The organism is Halomonas sp. PAMB 3264 (assembly GCF_031954245.1).
Lineage (GTDB): Bacteria > Pseudomonadota > Gammaproteobacteria > Pseudomonadales > Halomonadaceae > Vreelandella.
The window spans coordinates 2,528,628-2,543,348 of the sequence record NZ_CP134866.1 but is presented as its reverse complement, the minus strand read 5'-3'; the positions used below and the strand labels follow the sequence as shown (position 1 = coordinate 2,543,348).

The 14,721-nt window shown below is 64.5% G+C and carries 14 protein-coding genes; 10 read left to right on the top strand and 4 right to left on the bottom strand.

The genetic code is table 11. The features are described 5' to 3' along the window. The first annotated feature begins 1 nt into the window (after position 1). Both RN347_RS11500 and RN347_RS11495 read left to right on the top strand, forming a co-directional pair. Positions 2-1,210 carry a YbfB/YjiJ family MFS transporter gene (locus RN347_RS11500; protein WP_311958303.1) on the top strand — a complete coding sequence of 403 codons (1,209 nt, stop codon included), beginning with the start codon at positions 2-4 and terminating at the stop codon, positions 1,208-1,210. Between the two features lie 71 nt (positions 1,211-1,281). Then, positions 1,282-2,745, top strand: a complete 1,464-nt coding sequence (locus tag RN347_RS11495) for a sodium-dependent transporter (protein ID WP_311958302.1) — start codon at positions 1,282-1,284, stop codon at positions 2,743-2,745. Here RN347_RS11495 and RN347_RS11490 read toward each other — a convergent pair. From RN347_RS11490 to RN347_RS11480, 3 genes are read right to left on the bottom strand one after another with little or no spacing between them, the layout of a single operon-like run. Beyond that, positions 2,724-3,845, bottom strand: a complete 1,122-nt coding sequence (locus RN347_RS11490) for an LBF_2804 family protein (RefSeq protein WP_311958301.1) — start codon at positions 3,843-3,845, stop codon at positions 2,724-2,726. The two genes, RN347_RS11495 and RN347_RS11490, sit on opposite strands and share 22 nt — an antisense overlap. Before the next feature lie 29 nt (positions 3,846-3,874). Beyond that, a complete protein-coding gene (locus tag RN347_RS11485) occupies positions 3,875-5,191 on the bottom strand; it encodes a Y-family DNA polymerase (protein ID WP_311958299.1) in 1,317 nt (438 codons plus the stop codon). Next, a complete protein-coding gene (locus RN347_RS11480; protein WP_263586670.1) occupies positions 5,188-5,631 on the bottom strand; it encodes a LexA family transcriptional regulator in 444 nt (147 codons plus the stop codon). Before RN347_RS11480 ends, RN347_RS11485 begins: the two co-directional genes overlap by 4 nt. 367 nt (positions 5,632-5,998) lie before the next feature. Here RN347_RS11480 and RN347_RS11475 point away from each other — a divergent pair, with 367 nt between their 5' ends. Both RN347_RS11475 and RN347_RS11470 read left to right on the top strand, forming a co-directional pair. Beyond that, positions 5,999-6,889 carry an alpha/beta hydrolase gene (locus RN347_RS11475; protein ID WP_311958298.1) on the top strand — a complete coding sequence of 297 codons (891 nt, stop codon included), beginning with the start codon at positions 5,999-6,001 and terminating at the stop codon, positions 6,887-6,889. A gap of 23 nt (positions 6,890-6,912) precedes the next feature. Beyond that, positions 6,913-7,947 carry a patatin-like phospholipase family protein gene (locus RN347_RS11470; RefSeq protein ID WP_311958297.1) on the top strand — a complete coding sequence of 345 codons (1,035 nt, stop codon included), beginning with the start codon at positions 6,913-6,915 and terminating at the stop codon, positions 7,945-7,947. A 3-nt stretch (positions 7,948-7,950) separates the two neighbouring features. Here the strand turns inward: RN347_RS11470 and RN347_RS11465 are convergent, their stop codons facing one another. Then, positions 7,951-8,520: a Smr/MutS family protein gene (locus RN347_RS11465; protein WP_263586673.1), complete on the bottom strand. Its 570-nt coding sequence runs from the start codon at positions 8,518-8,520 to the stop codon at positions 7,951-7,953. Between the two features lie 199 nt (positions 8,521-8,719). On the opposite strand from RN347_RS11465, the gene prmB reads away from it, so the two are divergent. The 6 genes from prmB to RN347_RS11435 all read left to right on the top strand — a co-directional run bounded on the left by prmB (position 8,720) and on the right by RN347_RS11435 (position 14,716). Then, positions 8,720-9,679 (top strand): 50S ribosomal protein L3 N(5)-glutamine methyltransferase, encoded by a 960-nt coding sequence (prmB, locus tag RN347_RS11460; protein ID WP_263586674.1) that lies wholly within the window; start codon positions 8,720-8,722, stop codon positions 9,677-9,679. Positions 9,680-9,691: 12 nt separating this feature from the next. Continuing rightward, entirely contained in the window at positions 9,692-10,783 is a 1,092-nt protein-coding gene (gene aroC, locus RN347_RS11455; protein WP_311958296.1) for a chorismate synthase, read from the top strand. 124 nt (positions 10,784-10,907) lie between these two features. Beyond that, the gene (locus tag RN347_RS11450; protein ID WP_263586676.1) at positions 10,908-11,294 is read left to right on the top strand and encodes a hypothetical protein; all 387 of its coding nucleotides are present in this window, start codon (positions 10,908-10,910) and stop codon (positions 11,292-11,294) included. A gap of 310 nt (positions 11,295-11,604) precedes the next feature. Continuing rightward, positions 11,605-12,066, top strand: coding sequence for a phasin family protein (locus RN347_RS11445; protein ID WP_263586677.1), 462 nt, complete (start codon positions 11,605-11,607; stop codon positions 12,064-12,066). A 108-nt stretch (positions 12,067-12,174) separates the two neighbouring features. Then, on the top strand, positions 12,175-14,094 hold the full coding sequence (phaC, locus tag RN347_RS11440; RefSeq protein ID WP_311958295.1) for a class I poly(R)-hydroxyalkanoic acid synthase: 1,920 nt from the start codon (positions 12,175-12,177) through the stop codon (positions 14,092-14,094). Between the two features lie 166 nt (positions 14,095-14,260). After that, on the top strand, positions 14,261-14,716 hold the full coding sequence (locus RN347_RS11435; RefSeq protein ID WP_263586679.1) for a copper chaperone PCu(A)C: 456 nt from the start codon (positions 14,261-14,263) through the stop codon (positions 14,714-14,716). Positions 14,717-14,721 lie beyond the last annotated feature (5 nt).

Below are 14,721 nucleotides of genomic sequence, written 5' to 3'. Positions count from 1 at the left end.
CTTGACCGCCTCGATCTCCCTGCAGCGCTACAAGGTGCTGCTCGCCGGTATTTTCAGCCAGCTTTTGTGTGTGGGCGTTGCGCGCTTTGCCTATACGCCGCTGTTGCCGGTGATGCAGGGCGACGGGCTCTTGAACGACGCCGAAGGCGGATGGCTGGCCGCGTTCAACTACGCAGGTTACATGCTGGGTGCGGTGCTCGCCGCCTCGACCGGGAGTCTCGCGCTCAAGGATAAGCTCTACCGCGCCGGGCTTTTGCTGGCGGTGGTGACGACTCTTGGCATGGCGCTGACCGAAAGCGTCTGGCTCTGGGCCCTGCTGCGCTTTCTGGCCGGGCTTTCCAGCAGCGCCTCGATGCTGTTGGCTTCGGGGCTGATTCTGCACTGGCTGATCGAACACAAGCGCCGACGCGAGCTTGGCATTCACTTCGCGGGCCTGGGGCTTGGCATCGTGCTGGCGGCGCTGGCGGTGGAGGGGTTGCTTTCGCTTTCCATCGACTGGCGCGGCCAGTGGCTTTGGCTGACCGCGCTGGGCGCCTTGCTGGTGGTGCCCGCCTGGCGGTGGCTACCCTCTCCCAAAAAGCCTGCTGCCAGCGCCGCGCCCAGACCCGCCACGACTCGCCCCGTCAGCACGAACTTTCTGCGCCTGATGGTACCGGCCTACTTCTGCGCCGGGTACGGCTACGTGGTCAACGCTACTTTCCTCGTCACCATCGTCGAGCGCGAACCGCTGCTTGCCGGTACCGGCAACTGGGCGTTTGCGCTGGTGGGGCTTTCCGCAGCACTGACGGTCGTGATATGGGACTTCGTCGCCCGGCGGCTGGGCTACCTGGGGGCGCTGGGGCTTGCCATGGCCATTCAGGTGGTGGGGATCTGGCTTCCGCTCTGGAGCACGAGCCTGGCCGCGCTGCTGCTGAGCGCAGTGCTTTATGGCGGCACCTTTCTGGGCTGCGTGTGTTTGGTGCTGACCATGGCCGGGCGGCTTTATCCGGATAACCCGGCAAGGCTGATGGGCCAGCTGACACTGGCCTACGGCGCGGCGCAAATCATCGCGCCGGCGGTGACCGGAACGCTTGCCGAAGCCGTGGGCGACTACCGGCTGGGGCTGTGGCTGGCCGGCGCGTTGGTGGCGCTGGGCGCGGTGATTCTGCTCATACTCAAGCGCGTGGATCACACCGCCCAGGGCCTGGACGCCGAGGCGCGCGCGCTCTAGCGCAAAACCCCTGGGCTTTTACGTCCAAATCCGCCAGGATGTCGCCTTTTTTTCAAGGCAGGGGAAAAGGCATGGCGTCTTCTGAACAACCGCGCGCGCAGTGGCTGGGCCGCTGGGGATTTCTGCTGGCGGCGACCGGCTCCGCAGTGGGGCTTGGCAACGTCTGGAAGTTTCCCTATATGACCGGCGAGTACGGCGGCGGCGCCTTCGTGCTGGTGTATCTGATCTGCATTCTGGCCGTGGGCGTGCCGGTGATGATGGCCGAGATCGCCTTTGGCCGGCGCGGCCAGGGAAGCCCGGTCGACGCCTTTCGCCGCATGGCAACCGGCTCCGGGCGCTCACCGGCGTGGTCGGTGCTGGGCTGGATGTCGATGCTCGCCGGCTTCATGATCCTGTCGTTTTATGTGGTCGTGGCGGGCTGGTCGTTCTCTTACCTGTGGAAGACGCTCAGCGGCGGGCTCAGCGGTGGCAGTGTCGACGAGCTCGCGGCGGTGTTCGAGGCCAATAACGCCAATCCCTGGAACCTGGGGTTCTGGAGCACGCTGGTGACGCTTGTCACCATGGTGATCGTGGGCAAGGGGGTTCAGGAGGGCATCGAGAAGAGCGTGCGCTGGATGATGCCCGGGCTGGTGCTGATGCTGGTGGTGCTGATCGGCTTCGGCGCGCTCTCCGGCGGCTTCGGTGAGGCTTTTGCGTTTTTGTTTTCGTTCAACACGGGAAGCCTTTCGAGCGCCGGGATGCTGGCCGCGCTGGGACACGCGTTTTTCACGCTATCGCTGGCCGCCGGGGCGATTTTGACCTACGGCAGCTACCTGCCCAAGACCGCCTCCATCGGGCGCACCACGCTCGGCGTCGCGCTGGCGGATACGCTCGTCGCGCTCATGGCCGGTCTTGCCATCTTCCCGGTCATTTTCGCCAACGGCATGGACCCGGCGGGTGGGCCGGGGCTCATCTTCATGAGCCTGCCCGTTGCCTTTCAGGCGATGCCGCTGGGGTCGCTGTTCGGCGCGCTGTTTTTCATCATGCTCTCGATGGCCGCGCTCACCTCGTCGATCTCCATGGTCGAGGCCACGGTCTCCTGGCTTTGCGACAACAAGGGCTTTACGCGCCGCTCGGCGGCCTGGAGCACCGGCATCGTGCTGTGGCTGATCAGCACCGCTGCGATGCTCTCGTTCAACGTGGGCGCGGACTGGACGCTGGCGGGCAAGACCTTCTTTGACTGGCTCGACTATCTGACCTCGCGCTGGCTGATGCCGCTGGGCGGGTTGGGCACCATTTTCGTCGCCGGGTTTTTGCTCAACAAGAACGTGATGCGCGATGAGCTCGGGCTCGGCCCGCGCTTCTATGCGCTGTGGCTATTGATGGCGCGCTACGTAAGCCCCTTGGGCATTCTGGTGATCTTTGCCGACGTGCTGGGGCTTTATAGCGTCGTGTTCGCTCAGCACTGGCCGTACCTGCTGGGCGTTCTGCTGCTGATGATTCTGGTTGGGGAGCGTTTAAGCCCGCGTCTGCGTCAGGCGCTCGCGCCGCGCTGATCGTTCGATGCCATCTCGAAGCGCTGCCCGGCGATGAACTCATGGGTCAGCGGTGTCTGGCAGCGGGCGAACACCTGGCGTAAAAATCGCTTGCGCGCGCCGCGGTAGCCGCCGCTCAACAGCGCCGCTTGGGTCAGGTTTTCCAGAAGCGGTGCGCGCTCGCCCTCGTCAAGTCGCGCAAACTCGTCCAGAGCGCTTGGCCACGCCACGGTCAGGGCGCTGGGAGCGCCTGGAAGCGTGGCCAATACGCGCGAAAGCAGCAGCACCAGGTTCGGATGGGGGTGCTGGTTGCGCATGATCATTTCGCCCACGCCCTGGGCGAGCAGGCGGCGGATGTGTTCCGGAGCGCGCTCGATGCGCGGCATCAGTCGGTCGATGCGCTGGGGGCCCAGGGCGAGCAGGCAGGCATCCTCGGTCACGCGGGCGGCGATCCAGGCATTCCATAACGCGTAGAGCGGCGCGACAAAAAAGGGAACGAAGCCGCGCAGGGTCAGCCGCCCGAGCAGGCGGCGCATGACCATGCGAAGCAGGAAACTGCTCAGGCTGACCTTGAGCCGGTAGAGCAGGGCGCGCAGCGTCAGCTTCCAGCCGCGAAGATACGCGTGCGGGTCGACGCCATAAACGGGGCTACCGGGGCTTGGGTACTCCAGCGCCACCCGGGCTGCGCCCTGCAGGGTCAGCTCCACCGTGGGGGTCTGGGGCGAGCGGTGGCGGTAGTCGAGTCCGCAAAAGTGCATCATGCGCGCTACGCCGCGCAGCGAGTTCCAGTAAAGAAAGCCGATTTCGAGCAGCGTGACCACGCCGGCGAACGCCAGGTAGCCGCTCCAGTAGGGCAGCTGTTCGCGAAGCGACAGCGCCTCCCAGTCGTCGACGAGTATCTCGCGCATCCACCACTCGGCGCCGCCGATCAGCGTGCCCGAGACGATTCCCGCCAGCGCCGCCCAAACGATCACCCAGCGGCGGCTTCTTTTCACAGCGTCCATGTCCGGGGCGCCCAGCGCTTTATGGCGGGTCAGGCGGCGGCCGATGTAGCGGCTTGCGAAACGCTGGATACGGTCCGGGGCGGGGGCGAACTCCCTGTCGGGGCGGGTAAGCGGCATGAGATATAACGTAACTTCGAGTAGGCCCTTTAGGGTAGCGGCTTCTTCCGCTCGGCACACGCCTCGATGGCCCCTGGATGGGTGCCAGCTTTCATCAGCTCGCCCCAGCGGGTGGTGAAGCGGTTCGAGCGGTGGCCGCAGCGCAGGTGCCAGGACGCCTCTTCCGGCTCGACGCCAAAGCGCACCTTGTTCTGGCCCATGCGCCGGTTGATGTCGTCGAGTGTAGCCATCAGCGCCGGATGATGACGGTGGCGCGGCGGCTGGTGCAAAAGCGAGAGCTGATACTGCTCGGCGTCGACCAGATCCAGCAGCATTACGCCGGCCTTCATGAAGCGGTGATCCGGCCGGTAGATCTGCTCGAGCCCCTCGCGCACCGCGGCCAGCACCACGCGGGTGTCGTCGCTGGGAGCGGCGAGCGGAATCATGGCGTGGGGAAAATACTGCGGCTGGTCCTGGCGGTGACGGTTGGTGGCGAGAAAGATCATCACCGCCCGGGTCAGGCTTCGCTGCTCGCGTAGCTTCTCGGCGCTGCGCTGGGCGTGGCGGCTCAGCGCGCTGTACACGTCGGCCTTGTCGCCGGTGGGCCTGCCGAAGGAGCGCGAGGTCATGATGCGCTGGCGCGGCTCGTCCACCGCGTTCATGGAAAGGCACGGCGTGCCGCGAAGCTCGAGCGCCGTGCGCGCCAGCACCACGGAGAAGCGCCGGCGAAGGTCGTGGTGGTCGCACTCGCGCAGATCCCAGGCGGTGTGAATGCGCTGCACCGCCAGCCGCTCGGCCAGCCGCCGCCCGATGCCCCACACCTCGCCTACCGGAAGCTCTTTTAATAGCGCCGCGGTCTCTCTGGACGCGGCGTCCAGCAGGCAAACGCCCTGGTAGCGCGCGCGCTTTTTGGCGGCGTGGTTGGCCAGCTTGGCCAGCGTATGGGTCGGGGCAAGCCCGACGCAGACGGGAAGCCCCAGGTGGCGGCGGATTCGGCGGCGAAGTGCCTCTCCTACCGCCTGGCACTGCTCGGGTGAGAGCCCGTCCAGATAAACGAACATTTCGTCGATCGAGTAGGGCGCCACCGCCGGGCAGGCGTCGCGCAGAAGCTGGCAGAGCCTTCCTGACATGTCGCCGTAGAGTTCGTAGTTCGATGACTTGAGATGAATACGCCCCGCGCGGCGCAGCCCCTCGAGCTTGAACGCCGGCACGCCCATGGGGATCTCCATGGCCTTGAGCTCTTCCGAGCGGGCGATGATGCAGCCGTCGTTGTTGCTCATGACGCCCACCGGCTGGCCGTCGAGCTCGGGCTGGAAAACGCGCTCGCAGCTGACGTAGAAGTTGTTGGCGTCGACCAGGCCGATCACGACACGTACTCGTGAATCACCGCGCGCACCACGCCCCACAGCTGGCACTCGGTGCCCGATAGCGGCAGCGGTGGGTAGAGCGGGTGGGCGGAGCATAGGTGCGGCGTGCCCTGGTAGAGCGCGTAGCGCTTGATCAACACCTCGCCCTCGAGCAGCGCCACCAGAATGTGCCCAAGGCGCGGCTTGATGCTGCGGTCCACGACCAGCAGGTCGTCGTGGAAAATGCCCCAGCCTTCCATGCTGTCGCCGATCGCCGTCAGGTAGAACGTTTGCGTCGGGTTCTTGATCAACCGCGTGTTCAGATCCAGCGTGCGCTGCTCGTAATCCTGGGCCGGCGAGGGAAATCCGCTAAAGCCGGCACGCGCGTACAGGGTGGGAAACGCCAGCGGTTGAAAGGTTAACGGCCAGGCTGTCGCAACGTGGGCGGGTTGAGACGGCATCGTGACGTCCTCGAACAATCAAGTGGTGTATGTATATACAGTATTATTATTCGAGTCTTGAAATGCAAGGTTGAAGCCGTACCCGGTTTTCAACGTGCCCCGTTTTCAACGTGCGAGCCAAAGCCCCACGACGATGGCGCTGGTAACGGCGATGAAAAAGACGGCATTGCGGGCGCGGGTATCACGGCGAGGTTTCATAACGGTACTCATCTGGCGAAGGGGTGGATGACGGTTGGCGTATCAGCGCGTGTCGAGCGTGGCGCGCAGAATTTTGAAAACGCGGCGCTCCAGGCACCGGGCCCGGCATGGTAACGTTTACGCCATAAGGCGTCATCAAACGAAAAACGCGCACACGGAGAGAACGCTTATGGTGGAGGTGGCAAGCACCGCGCCCAGGCCCCTGTCGCTGGCCAGTGGCCGCCTGGCGGGCCTTGCATGGGGAAGCGTCGAGGCGCCGGTCTGGGTGGCGCTGCACGGCTGGCTGGACAACGCCGCAAGCTTCACGCGCCTGGCCCCGCATTTGGCGCGCGCGCTCGGCGTTCGCATCGTCGCGCTCGATTTTCGCGGCCACGGCCACTCCGCCCACGGGCCCGACCAAACCGACTACGCGCTGTGGGACTACGTTTTCGATGTGCTCGACGCGCTGGACGAGCTGGAAATCGAACGCGCCACGCTTCTGGCTCACTCGATGGGGGCGGCGGTGAGCTGCCTGCTGGCCGCCGCGCTGCCCGAACGCGTAGAGAAGCTGCTGCTCATCGACGGACTGGGGGCGCTCAATACCGAGGCCGAGCAGAGCACCGAGCAGCTGAGAAAGGGGCTTTTGGCCCACCGACGTCAGGCGTCGCGCACGCCGCGCTACGCGGATATTGATCGCGCGGTAGGCGCGCGGGTGGCCGGCGGCGTGACGCCGGTGAGTGCGTCGACCATCACCCCGGTGGTCGAGCGTAATACCCGGGCAAGCTCCCAGGGCGATCTCGAGATGCGCACCGACGCGCGCCTGCTCAAGCCGTCGCTGGTGCGCTTTACGCCGGAGCAGGTGCTGGCGATGCTGGCGAGTATTCAGGCGCCAGTACTGCTGATCGAGGGCGATCGCGGCATTCTGGGCGAGCGCCACTGGGCGCACAAGGCCCGCCAGCAGGTGCCTGATTTGACGCGGCAGGTGCTTTTGGGTGGCCATCATCTGCACCTGGAGGCTGAGGCCGTCGAGGCCGTCGCGGCCACCATCGTGGATTACTGCAAACGCCAGATGATCGTGTAAAACGGAACAGATCGGAACGTCGAATGAGCAAGCCAACAGAGCAAGCGTTAAGCCATATTTCTCCTCAACAAGACGGTCACGGCAAGAAGGTCGCCCTGGTGCTGGGCAGCGGCGGTGCCCGCGGCTATGCCCATATCGGCGTGATCGAAGCGCTCGAGGCACGCGGCTTCGAGATCATTTCGATCGCCGGCTGCTCCATGGGCGCGCTGATCGCCGGCATCTACGCATCGAACAAATTGGCCGAGTACCGCGAGTGGGTCTGCAACCTGGACTACCTGGACGTGTTGAAACTGGTCGACGTGACCTGGAGCCCGATGGGCGCAATGCGCGCCAACAAGGTGATGAACAAGCTCGAGGCGCTGATCGGCGATACGCTAATCGAGGATTTGCCCATTCCAGTGACCACGGTGGCAACGGATCTTGTCCGCCAGCGCGAAGTCTGGTTTCAGCGCGGCCCGCTTTTGCGCGCCATTCGCGCCTCGATCGCCGTGCCGGGGGTGATCACCCCGGTGCATCTGGGCGATCAGGTGCTGGTCGATGGCGGGCTTTTGAATCCGCTGCCGATGATGCCGATTCTCTCCGCCCACGAGGCGGATCTGGTCGTGGCGGTGAACGTCACTGCCCAGAGCCCTCAGCCCGTAAGCCTCGAGGAGCTTCTGCCCGTCGATGAGCAGGACGAGCGCACGCGCCTTGAGCGCGACCACGACGCCAACCTGGGCGGCTGGATGGACGGGGTGCGCGCGGCGACGAAACGGCTATGGGACGGCTTTGGTGCCCAGGACGACGAGTGGGTCGAAGAGGAGAGCATCGAGGCGCGTGGGCAACGCGAGTGGGGCAAGCTCGACATGATTCTGGAGTCCTTCGATATCACCCAGGCGGCACTGGCCAAGTACAAGGTAGCGGGCTACCCGCCGGACGTGCTGATCGAGGTACCGAAAACGGTGTGCAGCACTTATGAATTTCACCGCGCCCGCGACCTGATTCGCCTTGGCCGCCATCTGGCCGACGAAGCGCTTGAGCGGCGCATGCCGGGCATTGCCTCGGACGCTGCCGAGTAGCCGCTAGCGGCCACGCTTTCGCAGCAGCACATAAACCGCGCCGGTGCCGCCGTCGGCGTCCACCGCCGAGCAAAACGCCAGCACCCCGGGCCACTCTCTAAGCCAGGCGTTGGTGTGGCTTTTCAGCACCGGAAAATCCGCCGTCGCGCCCCACGCCTTGCCATGGACCACCAGCACGCAGTGAAGATGCTGGGCGGCGGCGTCGGTCAGAAAACTTTCGAGCTCCAAACGCGCCTCTTCCAGGGTGTAGCCGTGAAGATCCAGTCCCGCTTGCCAGGAGGTTTGGCCGCGTTTGAGCTGGCTGAAGGTGCGGTAGGGCAGATCGGTCACGCAAAACTCGAGATACTCCGATGGGCGCACCGCCTCGACCCGGCCATCGGAGGTGCGCCCGGTCGTGACCTGAGCGTCCTGCTTGACCGCCGCCTGGCGGCGCGCGGCCTGGGCGTCGCGCTCGCGTTTGGGCCGGCCGGGGTCGGCCAGGTCGCTTTTGATCTGGCGCACCCCCGCCTCCTGGAGCGCCTGGCGAAAGGCGCTGATCTCTTCATCGTTGGGCGAGTGGCGGCGTCGCGACATGAAAGGCTCACAAAAAATGAAAAACGGCGGTGTGGACGATGGCGTGAACGGCACAGTATAGCGGCCCTGGCGGCGCTGTGAACCGGGCGACGACGAAGGTACAATCATTTCCCGATGTTAAGCCAACGACGTTTTTCACGTTTCACCCCTTGATGGGCCGGAAGCCCGACGCTTTCGGCTCGCCTGGCCAGGAGCCCTTGTGACCACGCACCTCAATGCCGAGACTTCTCCCTCAACGCTTTCCCTGCCGGAGTCGGCGCTGGCCAGCGATCTGATCACGCTGCGCGACTATCTGCGCTGGGCGACCAGCGAGTTCTACGTCGCTGGTTTGCACTACGGCCACGGCACCGACTCGCCCTGGGACGAAGCGGTGGCGCTGTGCCTGGGCGCGCTGCACCTGCCCTGGAACGTCGACCCCGGCGTTCAGGATGCGCGCCTGCTGCCCGTCGAGCGCCAGCGCATCATCGAGCTGGTGCGCCGGCGGATCACTACTCGGGCGCCGCTGCCGTACCTGCTGGGCGAGGCGTTCTTCGCCGGTTTTCCTTTCGATGTCGATGAGCGCGTGCTGATTCCGCGCTCGCCGATCGCCGAGCTGATTCTCGACGGTTTCGGCGCCTGGTTCGACGAGGAACCGCCGGCGCACGTGCTCGATCTGTGCACGGGCTCGGGCTGCATCGGTATCGCCACGGCCCTGGTGCTGCCCACCAGCCACGTGACGCTGGCGGACTTGAGCCCCGATGCGCTGGCGGTGGCGAAGCAGAACATCACCCGCCACGACGTCGGCGACCGGGTGCGCGCGGTCGAATCCGACGTCTTCGACGGGCTCTCGGGCCAGCGCTTCGATCTGATCGTCTCCAACCCGCCCTACGTCGATGCGCGCGATTTGGCCACCATGCCCGCGGAGTTTCGCCACGAGCCGGCGCTGGCGCTTGGCGCAGGCTCTGATGGGCTCGACATCGTGCGGCGCATTTTGCGCCAGGCGCGCAATCACTTGACCGACGACGGCTGGCTGATCGTCGAGGTCGGCAACTCCGATCGCCACGTCGAGGCGGCCTTTCCCGAGGTCGGCTTCATGTGGCTTGAATTCGAGCACGGCGGCCAGGGCGTCTTTGCCATCAGCGCCGCGGAACTCGACGCCCACGCGGCGTCTTTTGCGTAAGGAACTAGCGACATGTCTGGCAATACGTTCGGCAAGCTTTTCAGCGTGACCACCTTCGGCGAGAGCCACGGCGTGGCCCTTGGCGCCATCGTCGACGGCTGCCCGCCGGGAATCGAGATCAGCGAGCAGGAGCTGCAGGTCGAGCTCGACCGCCGCCGCCCGGGAAGCTCGCGCCACACCACCCAGCGCAAGGAAGCCGACGAGGTTCGCATTCTCTCCGGCGTGTTCGAGGGCAAGACTACCGGCACCTCGATCGGCCTTTTGATCGAGAACACCGACCAGCGCTCGAAGGACTACTCCAAAATCAAGGAGCAGTTCCGCCCGGCCCACGCCGACTACACCTACCACCACAAGTATGGCCACCGCGACTACCGCGGCGGCGGGCGCTCCAGCGCCCGTGAAACCGCCATGCGCGTTGCCGCCGGCGCCATCGCCAAGAAAGTGCTCGCCGCCCAGGGCATTCAGGTGCGCGGCTACATGAGTCAGCTCGGCCCCATCAAGATCGACTTCAAGGGCTGGGAGAGCGTCGAGCAGAACGCCTTCTTCTGCCCGGACCCGGACCGCGTGGCCGAGCTCGAAAACTACATGGACCAGCTGCGCCGCGACCAGGACTCGATCGGCGCCGAGATCACCGTGATCGCCGACGGCGTGCCGGTGGGCCTTGGCGAGCCGGTGTTCGACCGCCTCGACGCGGAGCTTGCCCACGGCCTGATGAGCATCAACGCGGTGAAGGGCATCGAGATCGGCGCCGGCTTTGAAAGCGTGACCCAGCGCGGCACCGAGCACCGCGACGAGCTGACTCCGGAGGGCTTTCTCTCCAACCAGGCCGGCGGTATTCTCGGCGGTATCTCGAGCGGGCAGCCGATCGTCGCGCGCCTGGCGCTGAAGCCGACCTCCAGCATCACCACGCCCGGGCGCTCGATCGACGTGCACGGCGAGCCGGTCGAAGTGATCACCAGGGGGCGCCACGACCCTTGTGTGGGCATTCGCGCCACGCCCATTGCCGAGGCGATGATGGCGATCACGCTGCTCGATCATCTGCTGCGCCATCGCGGTCAGAACGGCGACGTTCGTGTCGATACGCCGCGCCTGAATCAGCGTTAAACCCGAACGCAGGGCGCTGCTACACTTCACACAAGAGCAGACCGCCGCCCCTTCTGGCGGCGAGTCGCCAGAACGCTCAACGGATCACGCGCAATTCAGCCACATCACGCAAGGGGAGTCGGCCATGAAAATCAACGTCGAGTTCGATCTCACGCCGGAAGAGTTTCGCCAGTCGCTGGGCCTGCCCGACGTCGAAGCCTTTCAGCAGCACCTGTTGACCAGCATCCAGCGCCAGATGGAGTCGGGTGTCGAAGGCTACGACCCGATGAGCCTGATGCGCCCGTTTCTGCAGCAGCCGATGATGCAGCAGGGGCTTTCTCAAGGACTCTCCCAGGGGCTGTCCCAGGGCCTTGCCCACTTCGGTACCTACCAGCAGATGATGCTGGATATGCTGAAACAGGCGGGTAACGCCAGCGCCAGCGCGGGAAGCGAGGCGCCCGAGGCCGAGCCGGAGAAGCCGGCATCCAAAGCGCGGGCCAGCGCCTCGTCACGCTCGCGGGCCAAAGAATAGCTCGGGGCTGCGTTGCTAAACGTCAGGGCAATCGTTACGCTGTTTCGATAGCGCCGGGCAAGCGTTCTGGGTTAAAAAGAGGGCGCGCCCTTCTGGTTTGAAAAACGCCGCAAAAGCGGGTTCTGGATGGCGCTGAACGGGCAAGACAACGCGTGGCAAAGCGCTTTGGCCGCAGGCAGGCGTGCCTTCTGCTTTGCTTTCGTGGATCGGAGTACGCGGTATCGCCTTCAAGCGGCGCGTACGAAAAAGCACTACAACACCCATCTGCCAACGTGAATGCCGCCTCATTGCCTTGAAAGGAGACAGGACCATGCAGGATAAAATGTTCGACGCCTTCAGTAGCCAGACCCGCCAGATGTTCGAGCCGATGCGCAAAATGAACTCGCTGATGCTCGACAACATGGAAAAACTCACCCACTACCAGCTGGACGCGATGCAGCGCTACAGCCAGATGGGCACCGACCGGCTGCGCAAGGCCACCGATGTCAGCGACGCGGAAAGCCTGAAGAACTTCGGGACCAAGCAAGCCGAGATGATGAAAGAGCTCTCCGAGCAGATGCAGGAAGATGCCCGCGCGATGAGCGAGATGAGCCTGCAGTTCAAATCCGAAATGGAGAAGCTCTTCAGCGACGCTGGCCGCCAAATGAGCGAGCAGGCAAGCAACGCCGGCCAGCAGATGCGTGAACAGGCCAGCGCCGCCGGCGAGCAAATGCGCGAGCAGGCGGGCGGTGCCAAAAGCGACCCCAGCAGCCAGTCCACGCGTAAAAAGTAAACGCTTTCAATACGGCGCCTTCGGGCGCCGTCTTTTTTGGATCCAGGGATAAAGCGCGCACCGAGTGCGAAGTGGGTGCGAAAAGAGAGAGCATGAGGGGAGGGGCTTATGCAGTCAGCGTGGAGTGCGGCGCCGGAAGGGCTCAGCCAGGAAGAGCTGGTGGTCTGGAGAGAGGCGCTTGAGAAAGTCGGCGAGCAGTATCAGGGCCTGATGGAAGAGCTTCTGGCCAAAATGGCGCCGAGCGACGCCGCCGATTCCGTGTACAGCGACATGCGCCAAAGCTTCGAGGCCGCCGCCCGGTCGTTGATGGGTAACCCCACGCTTTTGTGGGAAACCCAGGCGCGGCTGATGCAGGATCAGTGGCTTTTGTGGCAGCAGGGGCTGCGCACGCTCTCCGGGGAGTCGGTGACCCCGCTGATCCAGCCCGCCAGGGGCGATCGCCGGTTCAAGGACGACGCCTGGACCCAGGAGCCGTTCTATCTGGCGCTAATGCAGCAGTACCTGCTGTTTTCGCAGTCCGTCGACGATTTGATCGGCAACCTCGACGGTCTTGAAGGGGCGAGCAAGCGAAACCTCACCTTTTACGCCCGCCAGCTCGTCAGCGCCATGTCGCCGTCGAACTTCATTTCCACCAACCCGGAAGTGGTACGGCGGACGCTGGAAACCAAAGGGCAGAATCTCGTCGAGGGGCTTTCGCGGCTTCGCGAGGACCTGGCCAACTCCGCCGAGGGTATCAACGTTCGCATGACCGACCGCCAGGCCTTCGGCATCGGCGACAACATCGCCGTCACCCCGGGCTCCGTGGTGTATGAAAACGAGCTGATGCAGCTGATTCAGTACACGCCGAGCACGGAGAAAGTGTTCAAGACGCCGCTTTTGATCGTGCCGCCCTGGATCAACAAGTACTACATTCTCGATCTGCGCGAGGACAACTCGCTGGTGAAGTGGCTCGTCGACCAGGGCCACACGGTATTTCTGATCTCCTGGCGCAACCCGGGGCCCGAGCAGCACGACATCACCTGGGCGGATTACATGCAGCTGGGGCCCATCAGCGCCATGGAGGCGATCGAGCGCGCCTGCGGCGAGAAATCCGTGAACCTGATGAGCTACTGCGTCGGCGGCACGCTCACTGCCTCGACGGTGGCGTATCTCAACAGTACTAGGCGCGGGCGTAAGGTGAAGTCGGTGACCTACATGGCCACGCTGCAGGATTTCCGCGACCCGGGCGACATCGGCGTGTTCCTGAACGAAGGCGTGGTGCAGGGCATCGAGCACTCGATGAACCTCAAGGGCTACCTTGACGGGCGCTCAATGGCTTACACGTTCAACCTGCTGCGCGAAAACGATCTGTTCTGGTCGTTTTTCATCAACAACTACTTAAAAGGCGACGTGCCCGCCGCCTTCGATCTGCTCTACTGGAACACCGACGGCACCAACCTGCCCGCGTCGACCCACGGCTGGTACCTGCGCCACATGTATCTGGAGAACCGGCTGGTCGAGCCCGGCGGCATCGAGCTCGACGGCGTGAAGATCGACCTTTCGAAGGTTTCCACGCCGAGCTACTTCGTCTCTACGAAAGAGGACCACATCGCCAAGTGGAACAGCACCTACTTTGGCGCGCTTTTGCCCAAGGGGCCGGTGACCTTCGTGCTGGGCGGCTCCGGCCACATTGCCGGTATCGTCAATCCGCCGCACAAGCAGAAGTACGGCTACTGGACCAACGATGCACTTCCCGCCGAGCCTGAGCAGTGGCTCGAAGGCGCCCAGGCGCACGAAGGCTCCTGGTGGCCGCACTGGCAGGCGTGGATGACCCAGAATGGCTACGCCGATACGCAGAAAACCGTGGCTGCCCGCGTACCCGGCAGTGGCAAGCTCAGCGTGATCGAAGCCGCGCCCGGGCGCTACGTGCGCCAAACCATTCCCGAGGTGCTGGGAGAAGTGCCGTCTGAAGAAGCACCTGCAGAGGCGCCTGAAACCACCTCCAACAATGGCCCAAACGACACAGGCAGCGAGCCGACCAGCGCATAGCCGCCAGCGCATTCAAGGCCCGGCACCGCCGGGCTTTTTTACGCGCGCCGTTAACGGACAAATTGTCGCATTGCGGTGGCAGCGGCGCCAAAGAGCGCTAAGGTAGTAGCCATCAACAAAGCGCTTTGGGCGCTGTCGTTTCGATTCAACACTCAGGAGCCTCGTCATGGCGAACGTTTTATCCAATACCCCACGTCCGCTCGTGTCAGCGCTGCTCGGCGCCGCCGTGTTGCTGGGCGCGGCGAGCGCTCAGGCAAGCGATATCAGCGTGTCCAACGCGCGCCTGAGCCTGCTGCCCGGTAATACCCCAGGGGCCGGCTATTTCGATCTCGAGAACGCCGGCGACGAGGCGGTCACGCTCACCGGCGCTGATACCGAGGCGTTCGAGGCGGTCGAGATGCACGAAAGCAGCGAGCACGAGGGCATGGCGCACATGCAAAGCGTCGAGAATGTCGAAGTCGAGGCGGGAGAAACCTTCAGTTTTGCCCCGCGTGGGCATCACCTGATGTTCATGGAGCGCGTGGTGCCGCTCGCCGTGGGCGACAGCGTCGAGGTGACCCTCGAGTTCGATGGCGAAACGCTGCCGGTGACCTTCGAGGTCGTCTCGCCCACCTCGCTTTGATACGC

Excerpts from the sequence above, each read along its gene's own strand:
- RN347_RS11475 (WP_311958298.1), top strand. The coding sequence starts at position 5,999 with ATGGTGGAGGTGGCAAGCACCGCGCCCAGGCCCCTGTCGCTGGCCAGT.
- RN347_RS11450 (WP_263586676.1), top strand. The coding sequence starts at position 10,908 with ATGAAAATCAACGTCGAGTTCGATCTCACGCCGGAAGAGTTTCGCCAG.
- RN347_RS11480 (WP_263586670.1), bottom strand. The coding sequence starts at position 5,631 with ATGCCGTCTCAACCCGCCCACGTTGCGACAGCCTGGCCGTTAACCTTT.
- RN347_RS11465 (WP_263586673.1), bottom strand. The coding sequence starts at position 8,520 with ATGTCGCGACGCCGCCACTCGCCCAACGATGAAGAGATCAGCGCCTTT.
- RN347_RS11495 (WP_311958302.1), top strand. The coding sequence starts at position 1,282 with ATGGCGTCTTCTGAACAACCGCGCGCGCAGTGGCTGGGCCGCTGGGGA.
- aroC (WP_311958296.1), top strand. The coding sequence starts at position 9,692 with ATGTCTGGCAATACGTTCGGCAAGCTTTTCAGCGTGACCACCTTCGGC.
- RN347_RS11445 (WP_263586677.1), top strand. The coding sequence starts at position 11,605 with ATGCAGGATAAAATGTTCGACGCCTTCAGTAGCCAGACCCGCCAGATG.
- RN347_RS11435 (WP_263586679.1), top strand. The coding sequence starts at position 14,261 with ATGGCGAACGTTTTATCCAATACCCCACGTCCGCTCGTGTCAGCGCTG.
- RN347_RS11470 (WP_311958297.1), top strand. The coding sequence starts at position 6,913 with ATGAGCAAGCCAACAGAGCAAGCGTTAAGCCATATTTCTCCTCAACAA.
- RN347_RS11490 (WP_311958301.1), bottom strand. The coding sequence starts at position 3,845 with ATGCCGCTTACCCGCCCCGACAGGGAGTTCGCCCCCGCCCCGGACCGT.
- phaC (WP_311958295.1), top strand. The coding sequence starts at position 12,175 with ATGCAGTCAGCGTGGAGTGCGGCGCCGGAAGGGCTCAGCCAGGAAGAG.